18 protein-coding genes are annotated in these 20,386 nt (G+C 66.1%); 3 read left to right on the top strand and 15 right to left on the bottom strand.

The features are described 5' to 3' along the window. Window positions 1-5: 5 nt before the first annotated feature. The 5 genes from KB874_RS06225 to hslO form a co-directional block, all read right to left on the bottom strand. Entirely contained in the window at window positions 6-1,835 is a 1,830-nt protein-coding gene (locus KB874_RS06225) for an ABC transporter ATP-binding protein (RefSeq protein ID WP_212535690.1), read from the bottom strand. Next, window positions 1,832-3,682 (bottom strand): ABC transporter ATP-binding protein, encoded by a 1,851-nt coding sequence (locus KB874_RS06220; protein ID WP_212535689.1) that lies wholly within the window; start codon window positions 3,680-3,682, stop codon window positions 1,832-1,834. Before KB874_RS06220 ends, KB874_RS06225 begins: the two co-directional genes overlap by 4 nt. Window positions 3,683-3,779: 97 nt before the next feature. After that, a complete protein-coding gene (locus KB874_RS06215) occupies window positions 3,780-4,943 on the bottom strand; it encodes a CCA tRNA nucleotidyltransferase (protein WP_212535688.1) in 1,164 nt (387 codons plus the stop codon). Next, window positions 4,940-5,542: an NUDIX hydrolase gene (locus KB874_RS06210; protein WP_212535687.1), complete on the bottom strand. Its 603-nt coding sequence runs from the start codon at window positions 5,540-5,542 to the stop codon at window positions 4,940-4,942. The genes KB874_RS06215 and KB874_RS06210 overlap by 4 nt, the downstream gene beginning before the upstream one ends. Continuing rightward, on the bottom strand, window positions 5,529-6,515 hold the full coding sequence (gene hslO, locus KB874_RS06205) for an Hsp33 family molecular chaperone HslO (protein WP_212535686.1): 987 nt from the start codon (window positions 6,513-6,515) through the stop codon (window positions 5,529-5,531). Before hslO ends, KB874_RS06210 begins: the two co-directional genes overlap by 14 nt. A gap of 80 nt (window positions 6,516-6,595) precedes the next feature. Between hslO and KB874_RS06200 the strand changes: the two genes are divergently transcribed. Then, on the top strand, window positions 6,596-7,033 hold the full coding sequence (locus KB874_RS06200; protein WP_212535685.1) for an NUDIX hydrolase: 438 nt from the start codon (window positions 6,596-6,598) through the stop codon (window positions 7,031-7,033). On the opposite strand, the gene KB874_RS06195 is transcribed toward KB874_RS06200, so the two are convergent. After that, window positions 7,030-8,316: a PP2C family protein-serine/threonine phosphatase gene (locus tag KB874_RS06195; RefSeq protein ID WP_346346512.1), complete on the bottom strand. Its 1,287-nt coding sequence runs from the start codon at window positions 8,314-8,316 to the stop codon at window positions 7,030-7,032. The genes KB874_RS06200 and KB874_RS06195 overlap by 4 nt on opposite strands. A 146-nt stretch (window positions 8,317-8,462) precedes the next feature. Here KB874_RS06195 and KB874_RS06190 point away from each other — a divergent pair, with 146 nt between their 5' ends. After that, window positions 8,463-8,798, top strand: coding sequence for an Hpt domain-containing protein (locus KB874_RS06190; protein ID WP_212535684.1), 336 nt, complete (start codon window positions 8,463-8,465; stop codon window positions 8,796-8,798). Window positions 8,799-8,803: 5 nt separating this feature from the next. Here KB874_RS06190 and KB874_RS06185 read toward each other — a convergent pair whose 3' ends face one another. The 9 genes from KB874_RS06185 to glpD form a co-directional block, all read right to left on the bottom strand. Further along, a complete protein-coding gene (locus KB874_RS06185; protein ID WP_212535683.1) occupies window positions 8,804-9,955 on the bottom strand; it encodes an iron-containing alcohol dehydrogenase in 1,152 nt (383 codons plus the stop codon). Beyond that, window positions 9,952-11,445, bottom strand: coding sequence for a glycerol kinase GlpK (glpK, locus tag KB874_RS06180; protein WP_212535682.1), 1,494 nt, complete (start codon window positions 11,443-11,445; stop codon window positions 9,952-9,954). Before glpK ends, KB874_RS06185 begins: the two co-directional genes overlap by 4 nt. Window positions 11,446-11,544: 99 nt before the next feature. Further along, complete coding sequence (locus KB874_RS06175; protein ID WP_212535681.1) at window positions 11,545-13,266, bottom strand: ABC transporter substrate-binding protein; 1,722 nt, start codon at window positions 13,264-13,266, stop codon at window positions 11,545-11,547. 94 nt (window positions 13,267-13,360) lie between these two features. Next, the gene (locus KB874_RS06170) at window positions 13,361-13,636 is read right to left on the bottom strand and encodes a DUF2160 domain-containing protein (RefSeq protein WP_212535680.1); all 276 of its coding nucleotides are present in this window, start codon (window positions 13,634-13,636) and stop codon (window positions 13,361-13,363) included. A 231-nt stretch (window positions 13,637-13,867) separates the two neighbouring features. Next, on the bottom strand, window positions 13,868-14,719 hold the full coding sequence (locus tag KB874_RS06165; protein ID WP_212535679.1) for a carbohydrate ABC transporter permease: 852 nt from the start codon (window positions 14,717-14,719) through the stop codon (window positions 13,868-13,870). A 3-nt stretch (window positions 14,720-14,722) separates the two neighbouring features. Further along, window positions 14,723-15,592, bottom strand: a complete 870-nt coding sequence (locus KB874_RS06160; protein ID WP_212535678.1) for a carbohydrate ABC transporter permease — start codon at window positions 15,590-15,592, stop codon at window positions 14,723-14,725. After that, window positions 15,592-16,668 (bottom strand): ABC transporter ATP-binding protein, encoded by a 1,077-nt coding sequence (locus KB874_RS06155; RefSeq protein WP_212535677.1) that lies wholly within the window; start codon window positions 16,666-16,668, stop codon window positions 15,592-15,594. Before KB874_RS06155 ends, KB874_RS06160 begins: the two co-directional genes overlap by 1 nt. A 10-nt stretch (window positions 16,669-16,678) precedes the next feature. Continuing rightward, window positions 16,679-17,767 (bottom strand): ABC transporter ATP-binding protein, encoded by a 1,089-nt coding sequence (locus KB874_RS06150; RefSeq protein ID WP_212535676.1) that lies wholly within the window; start codon window positions 17,765-17,767, stop codon window positions 16,679-16,681. A 12-nt stretch (window positions 17,768-17,779) separates the two neighbouring features. Next, window positions 17,780-19,375 carry a glycerol-3-phosphate dehydrogenase gene (glpD, locus tag KB874_RS06145; RefSeq protein ID WP_212535675.1) on the bottom strand — a complete coding sequence of 532 codons (1,596 nt, stop codon included), beginning with the start codon at window positions 19,373-19,375 and terminating at the stop codon, window positions 17,780-17,782. Window positions 19,376-19,620: 245 nt separating this feature from the next. On the opposite strand from glpD, the gene KB874_RS06140 reads away from it, so the two are divergent. Continuing rightward, a complete protein-coding gene (locus tag KB874_RS06140) occupies window positions 19,621-20,385 on the top strand; it encodes a DeoR/GlpR family DNA-binding transcription regulator (protein WP_212535674.1) in 765 nt (254 codons plus the stop codon). Window position 20,386 lies beyond the last annotated feature (1 nt).

The following is a 20,386-nucleotide window of genomic DNA, read 5'->3' as shown; positions in this document are numbered from 1 at the left end:
ACGCCTCACTCGGCGGCCTCGAGCGCATCAAGGAAACCGCCCGACTGGCGCTCCCAGTAGCGCGCGTAAAGTCCGTTCAGCGCCAACAGGTCGTCATGCGTGCCGGTTTCCACGATCCGCCCCGCATCCAGCACGATGATGCGGTCCATGCTGGAGATGGTAGACAGGCGATGCGCGATGGCCAGCACGGTCTTGCCTTCCATCACCCGCGACAGCGCGGTCTGGATGCTGGCCTCGACCTCGGAGTCCAGTGCGCTTGTCGCCTCGTCCAGCACGAGGATCGGCGCGTCCTTGAGGATGGCACGGGCCAGTGCGATGCGCTGGCGCTGCCCGCCGGACAGCTTGACGCCCCTCTCGCCCAGATGGGCGCCGTAGCCCTCTCGGCCCCTGTGGTCGCGCAGCGTCAGGATGAAGTCATGCGCCTCGGCCTTGCGCGCGGCCTCGAACACCTCGTCGTCCGTGGCGTCGGGGCGGCCATAGCGGATGTTGTCCATGGCCGAGCGGTTGAACATCGCGGTTTCCTGCGTGACCATGCCGATCTGCCGCCGCAGGCTTTCCTGCGTGACGCCGCGCAGGTCCTGCCCGTCGATCTCGACCACGCCGCCCTCGACATCGTAGAGTCGCAACAGCAACGAGACCAACGTCGACTTGCCCGCGCCCGACGCCCCCACGATGCCCAGCTTTTCGCCCGGATCGACATGCAGCGTGATCCCGTCCACACCGCCGCTTTCCTGGCCATAGGCAAAGGTCACATCCCGGAAGGCGATCCGCCCCTCGGGCACGGCCAAGTCCTGCGCGCCCGGCCGGTCGGTCAGGCGATGCGGCGGCGACAGGGTGCGCATGCCGTCCTCGACCTCGCCGACGTTGGAATAGAGGTTCATCAGCGTGAAACTGACCCAGCCGGTCATCTGCGCCAGCCGCAGGCTGACCGCGCCCGTCGCGGCGATATCCCCGGCCGAGATCAGGCCCAGAGACCAGTACCACAGCGCGCCGCCCACCAGCAGCACCGGCAGGATGCCTGCCAACGCCATCAGCCAGAATCGGAACGCGACCGACACGCGGCCGAATTCCAGGAAGCGCAGACGGTAATTGTCCATCGCGCCCAGCGCGGCGCGGTCCTCGTGGTCGGCATGGGCGAACAGCTTGACGGTCTTGATGTTGGTCATCGTGTCGACGATCTGCCCGGTGATCATCGCTCGGGCCGAGGCGCGCGCCTTGGACCGTTCGCGCACCTGCGGCATGAAATGCCGGATCAGGAAGCCGTATCCGACGATCCACAGCAGCAACCCAGCCGCGATGCGCCAATCCACCGTCCCCAGCAACAGCACTGCGCCGATCACGGATGCCAGCGCGAACAGCACCGTCTGCACCATTTCCGATACGACATCGTTCAGCGCCCGCGCCGCCTGCATTTCCTTCTGCGCGATGCGGCCTGCGAAATCGTCGTCGAAGAAGGTCACCGACTGACCCAGCGTGTGCCTGTGCAGCCGCGACAGCGCCAGGTTCAGCACGTTGGGCTGCATCAGGATCGACTGCGAGTAGGCCGAGGCGCCCAGGATCGCCGGCCGCAGCAGCAGGAAGAACACCAGCGAGAACACCAGCACGCCGCTCTGGTCCGCAAAGACCGAAGTCGCGTCCGTCGCCAGCGCCGCGTCGATCACCCAGCCCAGCAGCAGCGCGGCCACCACCTCGGCCACGCCCGCCAGCACGGATATCGCCCCGGCCACCCAGATCACCGGCCACGCGCCCCTCAGCGCCCAGCCGAAGAACGGCAGCAGGCGGTTGGGTGGCGGGCCCTCGGCGGGCTGGAACGGGTCGATGCGGAACATGTTCATTCGGCGGCCTCTGTCTGCGTATCCGGGTCGAGGAAGCCGCCGCTCTGGCGCGCCCAGAAACGGGCATAAAGGCCTCCGGAGGACAAAAGCATCTCGTGGCTGCCTTGTTCCACGATACGCCCCTGATCCAGCACGAGGATCCGGTCCATGCGAGAAATGGTAGACAGCCTGTGCGCGATGGCAATGACGGTTTTGCCCTCCATCATGCCATATAGCGTGTCCTGGATGGCCGCCTCGACTTCGGAATCGAGTGCGCTGGTCGCCTCATCCAGAAGCAGGATCGGCGCATCCTTGAGGATCACGCGGGCCAGTGTCACTCGCTGGCGCTGTCCGCCGGACAGTTTCACGCCGCGTTCGCCCACATGGGCGTCATAGCCGCGACGCCCCTGCGGATCCTCCAACGCCATGATGAACTCATGCGCCTGTGCCTGTTTCGCGGCGGCGATCAACTGCGCGTCCGTCGCGTCGGGCCGCCCATACAGCAGGTTGTCGCGAACCGAGCGATGCAACAGCGACGAATCCTGCTGCACCATGCCGATATTGCGGCGCAGGGACTCTTGTGTAACCTGACGGATGTCCTGGCCGTCGATCAGGATGCGGCCTTGTTCGGCGTCGTAGAAGCGCAGCAGCAGTTTGACCAGCGTCGACTTGCCCGCGCCCGACCGCCCGACAAGGCCGATCTTCTCGCCCGGTTCGATGGTCAGGTCGATGGCGTCCAGCCCGCCCGCGCCACGCCCGTAATGATGCGACAGGCCCTGCAACGCGATCCGGCCCTCGGTCAGGTGCAACGGCTTTGCATCGGGCGCGTCGGTCAGGTCGATGGGCTGGGCGATCGTCTCCATCCCCTCGGCGATGACGCCAAGCTGCTGGAAGAAGGTGGACAACGCCCACATGATCCAGCCGGTCATGGCATTGATCCGCAGCGTCAGCGCGGCGGCGGCGGCGACAGCGCCGGCGCTGGCAGCGCCCTGCATCCACAGCGCTATGGCCCAGCCCACGACCCCCACGATCAGCAGGCCGTTCAGCGTGACAAGGCTGACATCCATGATCGTGTACAGCCGCATCTCGCGCCCGAAAGTGGTGCGGGTCTTCTCGATCGCGTCCTTCGCATAGGCGATTTCGCGGTCGTGATGGGCAAACATCTTGATCGAATGGATGTTGGTATAGGCATCGACGACACGCCCCGTCACCTCTGACCGGGCGTCGGCCGCGGCCTTGGCCGCCGGGCCGATGCGCCGGATCGTCCAGCGCATCAGCAGGCCATACAGCACCAGCCACGCCGCCAGCGGAATCATCAGCCGCGGGTCGGCTTGCCCCAGCACGATCAGCGCGCCGATGGCATAGGCGGCGGAATAGGACAGCGCGTCAAAGACCTGGAACACCGCCTCGCCCACGGCGGGGGGCGTCTGCATGATGCGGTTGGCGATGCGGCCGGCGAAATCGTTCTCGAACCAGCCGACCGACTGGCGCAGCACGTGCCGATGCGCCCGCCAGCGGAACAGCGTGCCCACGTTCGGCATGATGCCGTTGTTCAGCACCATCACGTCCAGCATCTGCAAGGCCGGGCGCAGCAGCAGCACGAAGACCGCCAACCCGATCAGAGCCCAGCCATGCGTCTGCCAGACCTGCGCCGGATCGCCCGCGAGGATGTCGACCACCCAGCCCATCGCCCAGATCAGGCCCAGTTCCACGCTGGCGGTGATGACCGACAGCACCGCCGCCACTGCAAAGATGCGCCTGAACGGGTGCAGATACGACTTCAGGAACGGATAAAGCCGCTGTGGTGGCCGGTCCATCTGCGGATACTCGACATAGGGATCGACCAGGTTTTCAAAAAAACGGAACATGAGACCAAGGGGCTAAAGGGACAGGCGGCAGGGACGCCGGGATGCCCGCGTCAGGCGGTCCTGTCCACAGGGTGCATAGCCCAGAGATGGGCCAAAGTCACCCTTTGGCCAGGCCCTTCAGCAGCGCCTCACGCGTCAGGGTAAAATCCGAGGCGATCCAGCGCGCCTCGAGGTCTTTCAGAGCGTCACCCAGAGCCTTGCCCTGAAGGCCGGGCATCAGGTCTGCGGCCTTGACCGGAAAGCGTGCCCCCGCGCCGCGGGCGATCCGTTGGGTCAGATCGGGGAACAAGGGAGACTCGAGCAGCGCGGCCCGCAGGACAGCCAAGTCCTGGGCCCGTTCCGCCCCGTCGCGCCAAGCGATTTCGGCAAGGCCTGCCGCGTCGGGAACCCAGCGTTGGAACAGGTCCAGCCGTGCCTGATCCGCCTTCGACAGGCGCAGGGCGGGACCATCGGCAAAGCCCAGCGCGGCCAGCCGACGGATCGGATCGGCGCCAAGCCCCAGCGCCGCCTCGTGCGACAGCAGCGGCCCCAGCGCGCGGGCCGTGGCACCGGGCAGGATCGCCTGCAAGACGCCGGTCCGCTCCATAACCGACACCGCCATCACCGGATCAGGCGCGGACAGCAGTTTCTTCACTTCCGCCCCCACCCGTTCGCGGGACAGGGTGTGCAGCCCCTCGAGATTGGCGGCGATGGCGGCCAACGCGTCGGCATCCATGCCCTGCGCCGGGTCGCCATACCAGGCAGAAAAGCGGAAGAAACGCAGGATGCGCAGGTAATCCTCGCGGATGCGCGTGTCGGCATCCGCAATGAAGCGCAGCCGTCGCGCGTGCAGGTCGGGCAGCCCGCCCAGCGGATCGACCAGCCCGCCGCGCCGGTCGGCGTAAAGCGCATTGATGGTGAAGTCGCGCCGGATCGCGTCATCCTCGATCCGGTCGGCATAGCGGATCACCGCGCGGCGGCCGTCGGTTTCAACGTCGGCGCGAAAGGTCGTCACCTCGAACCCCTCGCCCTCGGCGACGACGGTGATCGTGCCGTGGTCGATGCCGGTCGGCACCGCCTTTAGCCCCGCGCCCTCGGCCAGGTCGACTACGCGTTCGGGGCGCGCATCGGTGGCGATGTCGACATCCGTTACCGGCACGCCCAGCAGCGCATTGCGCACGCAGCCGCCCACGGCATAGGCGCGATGGCCGCCCTTCTCGAGCATGGCCATCACCCGCTGCGTCGCGGCATGGGTCAGCCAGTCTCCGGTGACGGTGGTCATTGGTCCACACGTTCCGCCAGCCCGTGCAGGATGCGCGCGGTCGCGCCCCAGATGTAGTAGGGGCCCAGTGGCACGGTGAAGTAATGCCGCCGCGTCCCGCGCCAGCGCCGCGACTGGATGGTAAAACGCGCGCGGTCGGTGACATGGGCGAAGGGGGCGGTGAACACCTCGTCCACCTCGCCGGGTTCGGGACGGGGCGTGAAGGGCGCGTGGATCAGCGCAAGGACCGGCGTTACGATAAACCCCGTGACGGTTTCATGCGCCGGAAGCGTGCCCAGCACCTCGACCGAGGCGGGATCAAGGCCGACCTCCTCCCAGGCTTCGCGCAAGGCGGCGGCAACCGGGTCGGCGTCGCCCTCGTCCTGCTTGCCGCCGGGAAAGGCGATCTGGCCGGGGTGGTGTTTCAGCCGCGAGGACCGCTTGGTCAGCACGACCTCAAGACCCGTCGCCCCCAGCTGGAACGCCGCCAGCACGCCCGCAGGGCGCAGCACGCGGCCCTCGGGCAGGCGAACGTCCGGGTTCAGGTCGAAATCCGACGAGGGCGTGCCATCGGCGTGCAGCGCGCGGCGCAGCGCCGCGGCCTGTTCAGTCGGTCCCATCTTCGGCCTCGAAGCCGACGGTCTTCGGGTCGAGGTCGTAATGCGCCCCGCAGAACTGGCAGTCGGCGGTCACGCGGCCGTCATCGGTGGTCATCTTCTCGATGTCCTTGGCCGAGTAGATCGACAGGGTCTGGCGCACCTTGGCCTCGGAACAGGTGCAGCCGAAACGCACCGGCTGGGCGTCGTAGACGCGCGGGATTTCTTCGTGGAACAGGCGCACCAGCAACTGGTCGGGCGAGATCGTCGGCCCGATCAGTTCGAACTCCTCCACCGTGCCGATATGGCTGTTCACGCGGGTCCAGTTTTCGCCATCGTTGCCATGCATCAGGTCCTCGGCCAGCAACAGCCCCTGCTCGCCCGAGCCGCCGCCCTGCGCAAACGGCGACGCCTTTGGCATGTGCTGCAGCATGATGCCGCCGGCGCGCCAGTGTTCGCCAACGCCCGGTTCCATCGAACGGCCATAGGACAGCGCAAAGGTGGTGGGCAGTTGTTCGGACTGGGCGAAATAGGCGGCGGCGCAATCCGACAACGAGGTTCCAGCAACCGGCGTGATTCCCTGGTAGGGCGTGGTGCCCGGCCCCTGGTCGATCAGGATCGCGAAATAGCCGTTGCCCAGTTGCGAGAAGGGCTGCGCATCCGTGACCCGGTCACGGTCGAAGCTGGCATAGGCGCGGATGCGCGCCGGCTCGCCCTCTTTCGTGGGGGCAAAGTAATCGGTCGCGATCATCCGCACCGGGCCGTTGGTCTGCACCTGAAGCGACAGCTTCCAGCGGAGCTTGACCGTCTGGCCGATCAGTGCGGTCAGCAGCGCCATCTCTGCCACCAGCGCCTCGACCGGGGCGGGGTAGTCGTGCTGCTTCAGCACGCCCGACAACACGCCGTCCAGCCGCGCGACCCGGCCGCGCATGTCGGAGCGATCAAGCTGGAAGGGCAGGACGGTGTCGTCCCAGGCGAGTTTGCTGCCGATGCTCATGGGGTTTCCTTATCTGCCGGGCGCTGGCATACCGCAGCGATATAGGCGCATTCAAGTCAGGTGCAACCGGGGATGAACCGATGATCCGCCGCTATGGAGAACCGCCCGAGGCCGCCCGCCGCTACACGCTGCGCGCCGGCGCCTATGCCATCCTGCCGCGAGACGGAATGCTGCTGCTGACCCACCAGGCCGATCCCTGGCCAGAGGTCCAGCTGCCAGGTGGCGGCATCGATCCCGGTGAGAACCCGCTTGACGCGCTGCACCGCGAGGTGTTCGAGGAAACCGGCTGGCGCATCGCGGCGCCTCGGCGGCTGGGCGCCTTCCGGCGCTTCACCTACATGCCGGAATACGACCTCTGGGCGGAAAAACTGTGCATCATCTATACCGCGCGGCCCGTGGCGCGGCTGGGCGATCCCACGGAACCCGGCCATAGCGTGGTCTGGCTGCCGCCGATCGAGGCGGCGGGTGTTCTGGGCAACCCGGGCGACCGTGCCTTTGTTCTGCGGCACCTCGACTAGGTACGCCCCCGGCCGACGACGCCGAATTCCAGCAGTGCGGCGGACACGTCGTCGCCCAGCGTCGCGCCCCGCTGCATCCCGCTTGTCAGCCGCCAGAACATGTCCTCGAGCAGTTCGGATCCCTCGGCCCGCGTCGCGCAATCGCGGAACAGGTCGATCAGCCCCTCTTCGCCCAGCATGGCGCCGTCCTGCATCACCGCCTCGGTGAAGCCGTCCGAATACAACAGCAGGCGGTCGCCCGGGCGCATCGCGAAACGCACCGTGTCGTAGGAGACGTCATCGACGAGGCCGATGGGCAGGCCACCCTCACCCAGCATCTCGACCGCGCCATCGGCCCGCAGCAGCAGCGGCGGCGCGTGTCCGGCCTGCACCATCTGCATCTGCCCGCTGTCGAGATCGCCAACCACGTAGGCCATGGTCAGGTATTCCTCGACCCCCGGATCGGCCGAAAGGCGGGCGTTCAGCATCTGCGCGGTCTCATCCGGCGGACGCAGGGCAAACCGGCTGTCTGGCCGTCTGTCCAGCGCGATGTTCTGGTCGGGGAACTTCGACGAGAGATAGCCGGCGACCCGCGCCGTCACCATGGCAGAGGTGATGCCATGCCCCGAGACGTCGATGCTGTAGAGGCCGAGCCGCGCGGGCGCGGGGCTGAACATGCCCACAAGGTCGCCGCCGACATGACCGCAGGGACGCAGCAGCAGGCTGACACGCGTCCGGCCAAAGACGCGCACCCGTTCCGGCACAAGCGATTCCTGGATCGTGCGGGCCTGGCGCAGGTCCTTGTCTATGGCGTCATGCACCTTCTGCAACTCGGCCAGCGCCTCCGTCACCTGGCGATTCTTTTCGGCCAGTTCCTTCTGCATGGCGACGATCCGCGCGCCCGCGTTCACCCGGGCGCGCAATTCGTGCCCATTGACCGGCTTGGTCAGGAAATCGTCCGCCCCCGAATCGAGACCCTGTGCGATATCGTCCTTGCCGCTTTTCGAGGTCAGCAGGATGAAGTACCCATAGCCTTCGCGCGGCAACGCCCTGAAACGGCGACAGAATTCCAACCCATCCATGCCCGGCATGATCCAGTCGGACACCACGATGTCAGGGGGCATCGCGCAGCACAGCGCCAGCGCCTCGGGCCCCGATTGGGCCTCGAACACCTCGAACCCGGCGCGTTCCAGCATGATGCGCATGACACGCAATTGCGCGCGGCTGTCATCGACGACCAGCGCACGACGCCGTTCGGCGCCGGTCGGGGATGGGAGCGGTTCGGGGATGGCAAGGGGTTGCACGGGCGTCCTGTTCCTGAGGCGTCCTGATGCGATACGATCCGGCTGGTTGCCATTCCCTTAACTCTAAAATTGCAGGCTTTCGTCCGTCTGGTGCAAAGATTGCGTTCACCCTTGCGGTCTAGTCTGGCCTCAAAGGAGATTAGAGCATGATCGACTGGGCGCGCGTGGCCGAATTGCGGGAAGAAATCGGTGCCGAGGATTTCGGCGAGATCGTGGACCTTTTCCTGACGGAGGTCGACGGCGCCATCGATCTGCTGGCCGAGAATGCCGGCAACCGAGAGATTGTCGCCGAACAGATGCACTTCCTCAAGGGCGCGTCGCTGAACCTTGGCTTTTCGGCGCTGGCCGGACTGTGCCGCGACGGCGAAAAGGCCGCGATGTCGGGCAATCCGGACCTGGTCACCGCCGACGCGCTCCGCGAAACCTTTGCCGCAGCGCGCGGCGTGTTCGAACGCGATTTTCCGCAGCGGTTCGCGGCCTGAGCCGCTCAGCCGAAGGCCGGATCTGCGGCGCGCACCGCCTGCGCCAGAACCGCGCGAGGCAGGGCGACCGGATTGGCCTTCATCGAGGACGACACTTCGGCCTCCTGCGCAAGGAGGTTCGGGTCTGGCGGGGTCGCGGCACGGCCCAGCAGCGAAGGAAGATCCTGATCACGCAGGAAGCCGCGCAAGAGGTCGCTCGCCTTGGCGGCAGGTGCCCCAAAGGCGTCTGCGACCATCCCGTCGATCTCGTCGAAACGCCCGGTGTCCAGCCCCGCCGATTGACAGGCAAGACGATTGACCTCGAGGATCTCGGGCAGAAGCCGGGCGCAGATGGCGCCATGGGGGGCGCCTGTCCGACCGCCGATGACACCGGCCAATCCGTGCACCGCACCCAGCCCGGCATTGGCCAGGGCGATCCCGCCCAGATGCGCGGCAAGGATCATCGTATGCCGCGCGGCCAGGCTGTCGCCGCGCGACAGCGCCAGCAGCGCGCGCATGGCCGGCCCGATCGCAGCGCGGCAGATAAAGTCTGTCTGAGGCGTCGCACGGGTGCAGACAAAGGGCTCGATCAGTTGGGTGATCGCATCCATGCCGGTCATCAGCGTGACCGGCCAAGGCAGGCCCAAGGTCAATTCGGCATCGAGGATCGCCACGCGCGGCACCATGCGTACTTCGCGCAGGCTGACCTTGCGGCCATGGTCGGGCACGTCGATCACCGCGTTCTTCGTCGCCTCGGCCCCGGTTCCGGCAGTGGTCGGCAGGGCGATCATCGGCAGTGGCGACACGTCGAGTGGCAGGCCGCGCCCCACCACCTCCAGGTGGTCGAGCGGCGGGCGCGGGGCAGGCAGCAGCGCGGCCAGCGCCTTGGCGAGATCGATGGCCGATCCGCCGCCAATGGCGACAACCACGCCGATCTGGAGTCCGCGCAGGTCGTCCAAAGCGGACTCCAGCTTGGGCAGCGTCGGCTCGCCGCGTGCAGGCAGGCGGTGCAGCGCGCGGCCCGTGGATTCGATCTGTCGACCCGCCTCGTCCGCCCAGGCGGCCGAGAGGCTGTGCACCAGCAGAACCCCGCCCGGCATCGCCCCGAGCACATCGAACAGGACCGCTCGGCTGCCCGGCGCGGCGACGCTGCGCGCCGGGACGACCAGCGCGCTCAAGCGGCGTAGCCGATGGTCGCGGCGACGGCCCGTTTCCACGCGGCATAGCGCGCCTCGCGGGTATCGGCGGCCATCACGGGATCGAACCGTGCATCGGCCTGCCAGGTGGCGGCAAAGCCCTCCATCCCCGGCAGAAGCCCGGCTTTCTGCCCGGCCAGCCACGCCGCGCCCATCGCCGTCGTTTCCAACACGCGGGGGCGTTCCACAGGCGCGCCCAGGATGTCGGACAGGAACTGCATCGCGTGGCCGGACGCGCTCATCCCGCCATCGACGCGCAGCGCGGTTTCGCCGCCAAGGCCTGCCCAGTCGACCTGCATCGCCTCGAGCAGGTCGCGCGTCTGGAAGCCCACGCTTTCCAACGCTGCCCGCGCCAGTTCGGCAGGTCCGGAATTGCGCGTCAGGCCAAAGATCGCGCCACGGCAGTCTGGCCGCCAGTAGGGTGCGCCCAGTCCGGTGAAGGCGGGCACCAGCACCACTTCCTGCGCCGGGTCGGCGGCATCGGCCAGCCCCTGTGTGTCGGCGGCGTTGCGGATCAGGCCCAGCCCGTCGCGCAGCCATTGCACCACGGCCCCCGCGATGAAGATCGAGCCCTCCAGCGCGTAGGTCGGCTTGCCGTCCAGCTGGTAGGCGATCGTCGTCAGCAACCGGTTGGTCGAGGTCACGGGCGTATCGCCGGTGTTCAGCAGGGCAAAGCAGCCGGTGCCGTAGGTGGATTTCAACATGCCGGGGCGGAAACAGGCCTGACCCACGGTCGCCGCCTGCTGATCGCCCGCAACCCCGCGGATCGGGATCGGGCGGCCGAACAGGTCAGGACGCGTCTCGCCGAACTCGGCCGAGCAATCCAGCACTTCGGGAAGCATCGACATCGGTACGCCCAACCGGTCGCAGATTGTCTGCGACCACTGGCCCTGCCGGATGTCATACAGCATCGTGCGCGCAGCATTGGTCGCGTCGGTGACGTGCCGGGCGCCGCCGGTCAGGTTCCAGATCACCCAGCTGTCGACGGTGCCAAAGGCCAGCTCGCCGGCCTCGGCCCGGGCGCGGGCGCCTTCGACGTTGTCGAGGATCCACGCGATCTTGGTGGCCGAGAAATACGGGTCCAGCAGCAGGCCGGTGCGCTGCGTCACCTCGGCTCCAAAGCCCTCTTCCTCCAGCTTGCGGCACAGGGGCGCGGTTCGACGGTCCTGCCAGACGATGGCGTTGTGGATCGGCTTGCCGGTCTTGCGGTCCCAGACCAGCGTCGTCTCGCGCTGGTTGGTGATGCCGATGGCGCCGATGCCCTCGGCACCCTGCCCCGCGCGTTCGATCGCGGCGCGGCAGGTGGCGGCGGTCGTCGCCCATAGATCGGCGGGATCGTGTTCCACCCATCCCGGCGCGGGGTAATGCTGGGTGAATTCCTCCTGCGCGGTGGCGAGGACGGAAAGGGACTGGTCGAACAGGATGGCACGGGTCGAGGTCGTGCCCTGGTCGATGGCTAGGATATGCGTCATGGCCTGCCTCACCTGTCGTGCAAAGCCGGTGTGCGCCCGGCATGGGTCTTCTACAGCAAAAAGCCGAGGCCCCGAAGGGCCCCGGCCAGGGAGGAAGGCTTACTGCCAGGACTTGATCAGCTCGTCATAGCTGACGGTAATCGGAGTCTCGTCCTCGTTTTCCAGCTTGGGATAGGGGGCGCCGGGCTGGTCGAACCAGTACTGCGCGTCCCGCTCCTCGTTCAGCTTGGGGCCGATGTCGCCCTGCACGCCGGCACGCTCGAGGCGTTCCAGCACGCGCTCCTGGTCCGCGCAAAGGGCGTCGAGGGCCTCTTGCGGGGTCTTGGCACCGGACATGGCGTCACCGATGTTCTGCCACCACAGCTGTGCCAGCTTCGGGTAGTCGGGCACGTTGGTGCCTGTCGGCGACCATGCCACGCGGGCCGGCGAGCGGTAGAATTCCACCAGGCCGCCCAGCTTGTCGGCGCGCTCGGTGAAGCTGTCGTGCTGCACGGTCGACTCGCGGATGAAGGTCAGGCCCACATGGGATTTCTTCACGTCCACGGTCTTGGAGGTGACGAACTGCGCGTAGAGCCATGCGGCCTTGGCGCGGTCCACCGGGGTCGACTGCATCAGCGTCCAGGAGCCAGCGTCCTGATAGCCGACCTTCTGGCCTTCCTTCCAGTAGACGCCATGCGGCGAGGGGGCCATGCGCCACTTGGGCGTGCCGTCCTCGTTCATCACGGGCAGGCCGGGCTTGACCGTGTCAGCGGTGAAGGCGGTGTACCAGAACATCTGCTGGGCGATGTTGCCCTGCGCCGGGATCGGGCCTGCCTCGGAGAAGGTCATGCCAGCGGCAGCGGGGGGCGTGTACTTCTGCAGCCATTCGATCGCCTTGGTCACGGCATAGACCGCCGCCGGGGCGTTGGTCGCGCCGCCACGGGCCACGCAGGAACCGACGGGCTGGCTGTTCTCGTTCACGCGGATGCCCCATTCGTCGACCGGCAGGCCGTTGGGTTCACCCACGTCGCCCATGCCGGCCATCGACATCCACGCGTCGGTGTAGCGCCAGCCAAGGCTCGGGTCCTTCTTGCCGTAGTCCATGTTGCCGAAGACTTCGCCGGTCACGCCCAGGTGCGACAGGTTGCGCCCGGTAAAGAACTCGGCGATGTCCTCGTAGGCCGACCAGTTCACCGGAACGCCCAGGTCATAGCCATAGGCGGCCTTGAAGTCGGCCTTGTTCTTCTCGTCGTTGAACCAGTCGTAGCGGAACCAGTACAGGTTCGCGAACTGCTGGGTCGGCAGCTGGTAGACCTTGCCATCCGGCCCGGTGGTAAAGCTGAGGCCGATGAAATCGTCCATGTCCAGCGTCGGCAGGGTGACGTCGGCGCCTTCGCCGGCGATCCAGTCGGTCAGGTTGCGGACCTGCTGATAGCGCCAGTGGGTGCCGATCAGGTCCGAGTCGTTGATGTAGCCGTCGTAGATGTTCTCACCCGACTGCATCTGCGTCTGGAGCTTTTCCACCACGTCGCCTTCGCCGATCAGGTCATGCGTGACCTTGATGCCGGTGATCGCGGTGAAGGCCGGGGCCAGCACCTGGCTTTCGTATTCGTGCGTGGTGATCGTTTCCGACACGACCTTGATTTCCATGCCCGCAAAGGGCGCGGCCGCGTCGACGAAGAACTGCATCTCGGCTTCCTGGTCGGCGCGGGACAGCGTCGACAGGTCTCCGATCTCGGCATCCAGGAACGCGCGTGCGGCGTCCATGTCGGCGAATGCCGATCCGCCCAGCAAGCTGAGCGCCAGCGCAAGGCTGGTTGTTGATTTCAGGGTCAAGTTCATTAGGTCCTCCCGTTGTCGAACTTGGTTTTCGATGGGCGGCGCCCCCTTCCGGTTTCTCAGGCCGTTGGGAGGGGGCGCCGCCGTTTTGGCCCGTCTAGACCCAGCGGAATACCGCTGCGGCCCAGACGAGGCAGACCGCCATCGCCCAGGGCTGGGTGTCGGGACCGACAAGGCCCAGCCAGGCGAGGTTGATGAAGGCGCTTCCCAGAAGCGTGATGAACAGCCGGTCGCCGCGCGTGGTCTCGATCCGCAGGATGCCCACCCGCGGGGTTTCGGGAAACTTGATCGCGAGGATCGTGAAGGTGATCAGCAGCGAGGCGATGACCATGAAGAAGATCGCGGTCGGCCAGGTCCATGCCATCCATTCCATGTCAGATGCTCCCCTCTTGCAAAAGCCGGCCGGAAACCGGTGCTCCGTTCGTGCCGTGGTCGCCTGGCCGCAGGCCGGGCAGCGCCCGACCCTCCCCCCGGGAGGGCGCATTGTGTCCGTCCTGCGCCGAAGGGCCGACAGGCAGCGCGACGATGTCTTGCCCGTTCCGGATGTTGCCTGCGCCCTCCCAGGGTCGGGCGCGGCCCTTCATTCTTCCCGCAAGGGCCCGCATTACACCCTCCCCAGGGCAAAGCCCTTAGCGATGTAGTTGCGGACGAACCAGATCACGAGCGCGCCGGGCACGATGGTCAGCACGCCCGCCGCCGCCAGCACGCCCCAGTCGATGCCGGATGCGCCTTGTGTCCGGGTCATGATGGCGGCGATGGGCTTGGCGTCGACGGTGGTCAGCGTCCGGCTCAGCAGCAGTTCCACCCATGAGAACATGAAGCAGAAGAACGCGGCGACCCCGATGCCCGACGCGATCAGCGGCATGAAGATCTTCACGAAGAACGCGCCGAAGCTGTAGCCGTCGATATAGGCGGTCTCGTCGATCTCCTTCGGGACGCCGCGCATGAACCCTTCGAGGATCCAGACTGCCAGCGGCACGTTGAACAGGCAATGCGCCAGCGCCACGGCGATATGCGTGTCGAACAGGCCCACCGAGGAATACAGCTGGAAGAACGGCAGCGCGAAGACGGCAGGCGGCGCCATGCGGTTGGTCAGCAACCAGAAGAACAGGTGCTTGTCGCCCATGAAGTGATAGCGGCTGAACGCATAGGCCGCCGGCAGCGCCACGGCGAGGCTGATGACCGTGTTCATCACCACGTAGATGAGCGAGTTCACATAGCCCATGTACCACGCCGGATCGGTCAGGATCGTCCGGTAATTGTCCAGCGTCAGGTCGCGCGGAAACAGGGTGAAGCTGTTCAGGATCTCGGTGTTGGTCTTCAGGCTCATGTTCAGCAGCCAGTAGATCGGCAGCAGCAGGAACAAGAGGTAAAGGCCCATCACCACCGCACTGGTATTGACCCTTGGCAGGGTGCGGGCGCGGGTCGGGGTCTGGCTGATCGTCGCGTCGGCCATGGCTCACATCCCCTTTTTGTCGAGATTGGTCATCACGGTGTAGAACACCCACGAAATCAGCAGGATCACGAGGAAATACATGATCGAGAAGGCCGCCGCCGGCCCAAGGTCGAACTGCCCCAGCGCCATCTTGACTAGGTCGATGGACAGCAGCGTCGTTGCGTTACCGGGACCGCCGCCGGTGACGACAAAAGGCTCGGTGTAGATCATGAAGCTGTCCATGAAGCGCAGCAGGATCGCGATCATCAGCACGCCCATCATCTTGGGCAGTTCGATGTAGCGGAATACCTTCCAGCGGCTCGCCTGGTCGATCTTGGCGGCCTGGTAATAGGCGTCGGGGATCGATTTCAGCCCGGCATAGGCCAGCAGCGCCACCAGCGAGGTCCAGTGCCACACGTCCATCACGACGATGGTCGCCCAGGCCGCAAAGATGTTCTGGGTATAGTTGTAGTCGATGCCCAGCGCGTCCAGCGTATGACCCAGCAGGCCGATATCCACCCGGCCAAAGATCTGCCAGATCGTGCCCACCACGTTCCACGGGATCAGCAGCGGCAGCGACATCAGCACCAGGCAGAACGACGCCCAGAACCCGCCCTTTGGCATGTTGAGCGCGATGAACACGCCCAGTGGCACCTCGATTGCGAGGATGATGGCCGAGAACATCAGCTGTCGTTGCAGCGCGTTCCACATGCGTTCGTCGCGCAGCATCTCCTCGAACCATTCGAGGCCCGCCCAGAAGAACTGGTTGTTGCCGAACGTGTCCTGGACCGAATAGTTGACCACGGTCATCAGCGGGATCACCGCCGAGAAGGCCACCAGCACCAGCACCGGCAGCACGAGGAACCAGGCCTTCTGGTTGACGGTCTTGTTCATCACGCGGCCTCCCCTGCCACAAGCCAATCGTTCGCGTAGACGTTCACATGCGCGGGGTCGAAGGTGACGCGGGTCATGTCGGCGCCGATGCGGTCATCCTCGCCGGCGATGATCGCGATCTCGTGGCCGAAGAATTCCGCGCGGATGATCTTGTGCCGGCCCACGTCCTCGACCCGGCGGACGCGGACGGGCAGTCCCTCGGACGACGATAGCCGCGCGTATTCGGGCCGAACGCCGATGGCGACCTTGCCCTTCAGCGCTCCATAGCCACGCGCCAGCGGCAATTCCGTGCCCTCGATATAGGCGCGGTTGCCATCGACCTTCGCCGGGATGACGTTCATCCCCGGCGAGCCGATGAAATAGCCGACAAACGTGTGCTCGGGCCGCTCGAACAGTTCCTCGGGCGTGCCGATCTGCACCACGCGCCCGTCATGCATCACCACCACCCTGTCGGCAAAGGTCAGCGCCTCTGTCTGGTCGTGGGTGACGTAGATCATCGTGTGGCCGAACTCGTTGTGCAGCCGCTTGAGCTGGGTGCGCAGCTCCCATTTCATATGCGGGTCGATCACGGTCAGCGGTTCGTCGAACAGCAGGGCGTTCACGTCGCGCCGCACCATGCCGCGCCCCAGCGAGATCTTCTGCTTTTCGTCGGCGCCAAGGCCGCGCGCCTTGCGGTTCAGCATGTGCTCCATGCCAATCATGCGGGCGATTTCCTGCACGCGCTCGGCAACCTCGGATTCCGCGCGACCGCGATTGCGCAGCGGGAAGGCCAGGTTGTCGCGCACGGTCATCGTGTCGTAGACCACCGGAAACTGGAACACCTGCGCGATGTTGCGCTCTGCCGTGGGCGAGCGCGTCACGTCCGTGTCGTTGAACAGGATGCGGCCCTGAGACGGGGTCAGCAGGCCCGAGATGATGTTGAGGAGGGTGGACTTGCCACAGCCCGACGCGCCCAGCAGGGCATAGGCGGCGCCGTCCTCCCAGACATGGTTGAGTTCCTTGAGCGCGTAATCATCCTCGGATGCCGGGTTCGGCATGTAGGAATGCGCGAGGTTGTCCAGCGTGATCTTGGCCATCGCGTTCTCCTCAGGCAGCCATGGCGTAGGCGGCGGGGGCGACCAGCCGCCCGTCCTCGCCGAAGATGTAGACATGGCGCGGGTCCAGGTAGACCTTCAGGCTCTTGCCGAGGGCCAGCTCGTGCACCCCGTGGATCAGCCCGACCCAGCGTTCGCCGTGGTGGTCGAGATGGACGAAGGTTTCAGAGCCGGTCAGCTCGGTCACGGACAGCGTCGCGTTGAACTCGACCGCGTCGGCGGAATGCTTGCCGATCTCGAGGTGGTTCGGGCGGAACCCGGCGGTGTAGCGGCCGTCGGCCAGACGGGCCAGCGCGCCGGTGGCGGGGGCAGACTGGCCCTTGCCGAACATCAGCTTGCCGCCGGTCTTGGAGATCTGGAGGAAGTTCATCGGCGGGTCGCTGAAAACGCGCGCCGTCGTCGCATCCACGGGGCGGCGATAGACGTCGGGCGTCAGGCCGAACTGGGTGATGCGCCCCTCCCACAGGGTCGCGGTATTGCCGCCCAGCAGCAGCGCCTCTTCTGGTTCCGTCGTGGCGTAGACAAAGATGCTGCCCGACGCCTCGAAAATCTTGGGGATCTCGACGCGCATTTCCTCGCGCAGCTTGTAGTCGAGGTTGGCCAGCGGCTCGTCCAGCAGGACAAGCCCGGCGTTCTTGACCAGCGCGCGCGCCAGCGCGCAGCGCTGCTGCTGGCCGCCCGACAGCTCCAGCGGCTTGCGCTTGAGCATCGGAGTGAGCTTCATCATCTCGGCGGTCTCGCGCACGCGGCGGTCGATCTCGGCCTTGTCCGCGCCCATCAGCTTCATCGGCGAAGCGATGTTGTCGTAGACGGTCATCGACGGGTAGTTGATGAACTGCTGGTAGACCATTGCCACCTTGCGGTCCTGCACCCGCATCCCGGTCACATCCTGCCCGTTCCACAGGATCTTTCCGGTAGCGGGCGCGTCCAGCCCCGCCATCAGCCGCATGAGAGAAGTCTTGCCAGAGGATGTCGGACCCAGCAGCACGTTCATCGTGCCCGCCTCCAGCAGCAGGTCCGTGGGGTGGATATGCTCCGCCCCCTCGACCGTCTTGGATACGCCTTTCAGTTCCAGCGCCATCCCCGTTCCTCCCTATTCCGCGGCCTTGGCGGCCACGCGGCGACGTTCCGCCATCCAGGCGTCCAGCGCCGCGATCCTGGCCGCGTTCAACCGCAACCCCAGCTTGTTCCGGCGCCACACCACGTCCTCGGCGGTGCGCGCGTATTCCTTGTCCATCAGCCAGACGACCTCTGCCTCGGTCAGGGTCGCGCCGAAATCGAGGCCGAGATCGGCGGCCTGCGCGGCGTCGCCCAGGATCAGCGCGGCCTCGGTGCCATAGGCGCGCACCAAGCGCCGCGCCCAGGCCTCGGTGAGGAAGGCATGACGACCCATCAGCGACGATACCTGCGCATCGAACCCCGTCACGGGGAAATCCCCGCCCGGCAACGGCACACCCGCCGTCCAGCCTTTGCCGACGCCCGACAGGTTCTGCGCCACCAGGTCCATCGCGCTTTCGGCCAGCCGCCGATATGTTGTGATCTTGCCGCCGAACACGTTCAGCAGCGGCGCGCCGCCCACCGTGTCGACCTTGAGAGTATAGTCCCGCGTCGCCGCCGTCGCGCTGCTGGCGCCGTCGTCATAAAGCGGACGCACGCCCGAATAGGTCCAGACGACGTCATCCTCGGTCAGGCGCTGCCTGAAGTACTGGTTCGCAAAGGCGATCAGGTAGCGCCGCTCTTCGGGCGTGCATTCCGGCCGCTGCGAGGGATCGGGATGGTCGGCGTCGGTGGTACCGATCAGGGTAAAGTCGTTCTCGTAGGGAATGGCGAAGATGATCCGCCCATCGGCTCCCTGGAAGAAATAGCACTTGTCGTGGTCATACAGCTTGCGCGTGACGATATGGCTGCCACGCACCAGCCGAACACCCTCTCGGCTGTTCGAGCGCACGGTGCCGCGGATGATCTCGCCCACCCACGGCCCGCCCGCGTTCAGCAGCATCCGCGCGCGGTGCGTGTGCCGATCGCCGGTTTCCGAATCCTCGGTCTCGATCCGCCACAGGTCGCCTTCGCGTTCGGCGGTGACGACGCGGGTCCGGGTCAGGATGCGGGCGCCATGCGCCTCCGCGTCGCGGGCGTTCAGGATTACCAGCCGCGAATCCTCGACCCAGCAATCGGAATACTCGTAGGCCTTGTGAAACCGCTCTTGCAGCGGCGCGCCCTCGGGTGTGCCATCAAGCGAGACGGTGGTCGTTCCGGGCAGGATCTTGCGACCGCCGAGGTGGTCATACAGGAACAGGCCAAGGCGGATCAGCCAGGCCGGTCGGCGGCCCTTCATCCAGGGCATGAACAGGGACAGCAGGCGCGAGGTCGGCGTGTCCGACTCGAACCGCATGTCGGGATGGTAAGGCAGGACAAAGCGCATCGGCCAGCTGATATGCGGCATGGCGCGCAGCAGGACTTCGCGTTCGACCAGCGCCTCGCGCACCAGGCGGAACTCGAAATACTCGAGATAACGCAACCCGCCGTGAAACAGCTTAGTCGAGGCCGAGGACGTCGCCGAAGCGAGGTCGTTCATCTCGGCCAGCGTCACCGACAGACCACGGCCCGCGGCATCCCGCGCGATTCCGCATCCGTTGATGCCGCCGCCTATGATGAACAGGTCGGCCGGTCTTGCCTCTGCGGGCGTCATCCTGCGACTCCTCCCATTCGTCGTGGATGCGGGGACTATGGCGCGAGTGGGTTCTGTTCGCAAGAATTTTGTTTTCGTTTATGTTCGTTTTTGAGGGGCAAAACAATCATACGCCAATTTTCCGATATATAATCACTCTAAACAGAAATCTTTTTTCGTATATGTTCGCTTTTCTGAATTATTCTTGTGCAGTCTGGAAATCTCCAGCAAACTGGTCTGCAATCGAAACAAAGCGAACAGCGCTCATGTCCCAGACCTTTCGTCATCCCGAGATCCTCGAGATCGCGCGGCGCGAGGGCAAGGTCACCGTGGAGGGACTGGCGCAGCATTTCGGCGTCACGCTCCAGACGATCCGCCGCGACCTGACCGAACTGGCCGATTCCGGCAAGCTGGAGCGAGTCCATGGCGGGGCCGTGCTGCCCTCGGGCACCGTGAACATCGGCTACGAAGAACGCCGCACCCTGAACCCCGAGGCCAAGGCCGCCATCGCCCGGGCCTGCGCCGCGCAGATCCCCGACGCGATTTCCCTGTTCCTGAACATCGGCACCAGCACAGAGGCAGTGGCGCGGTCGCTGCTGCACCACGAGAACCTGATGGTGGTGACCAACAACATGAACGTGGCGAACATCCTTGTCGCCAACCCGTCCTGCGAGGTGGTCGTCACCGGCGGCCACCTGCGCCGTGCCGATGGCGGGCTGGTCGGCAACCTGGCCTCCGACACGATCGCCAAGTTCAAGTTCGACCTCGCCGTGATCGGCTGTTCGGCGCTGGACGAGGATGGCGACCTGCTGGATTTCGACATCCAGGAAGTCGCGGTCAGCCAGACCATCCTGCGCCAGTCGCGGCGCACCTTCCTCGTCGCCGATCATTCGAAGTTCAAGCGCAGCGCCCCCGCGCGCATCGCCTCGCTGGCCGAGATCGACGCCTTCTGGACGGACCGGCCGCTGTCGTCAAAACTGGCCCGCGCCTGCGAGGGCTGGGGCACGTCCGTCACGGTCGTGCCCGCCTGAC

The organism is Thetidibacter halocola (assembly GCF_018224955.1).
GTDB classification, from domain to species: Bacteria; Pseudomonadota; Alphaproteobacteria; order Rhodobacterales; family Rhodobacteraceae; genus Thetidibacter; species Thetidibacter halocola.
This window is presented reverse-complemented; position numbering and strand designations above follow the sequence as displayed.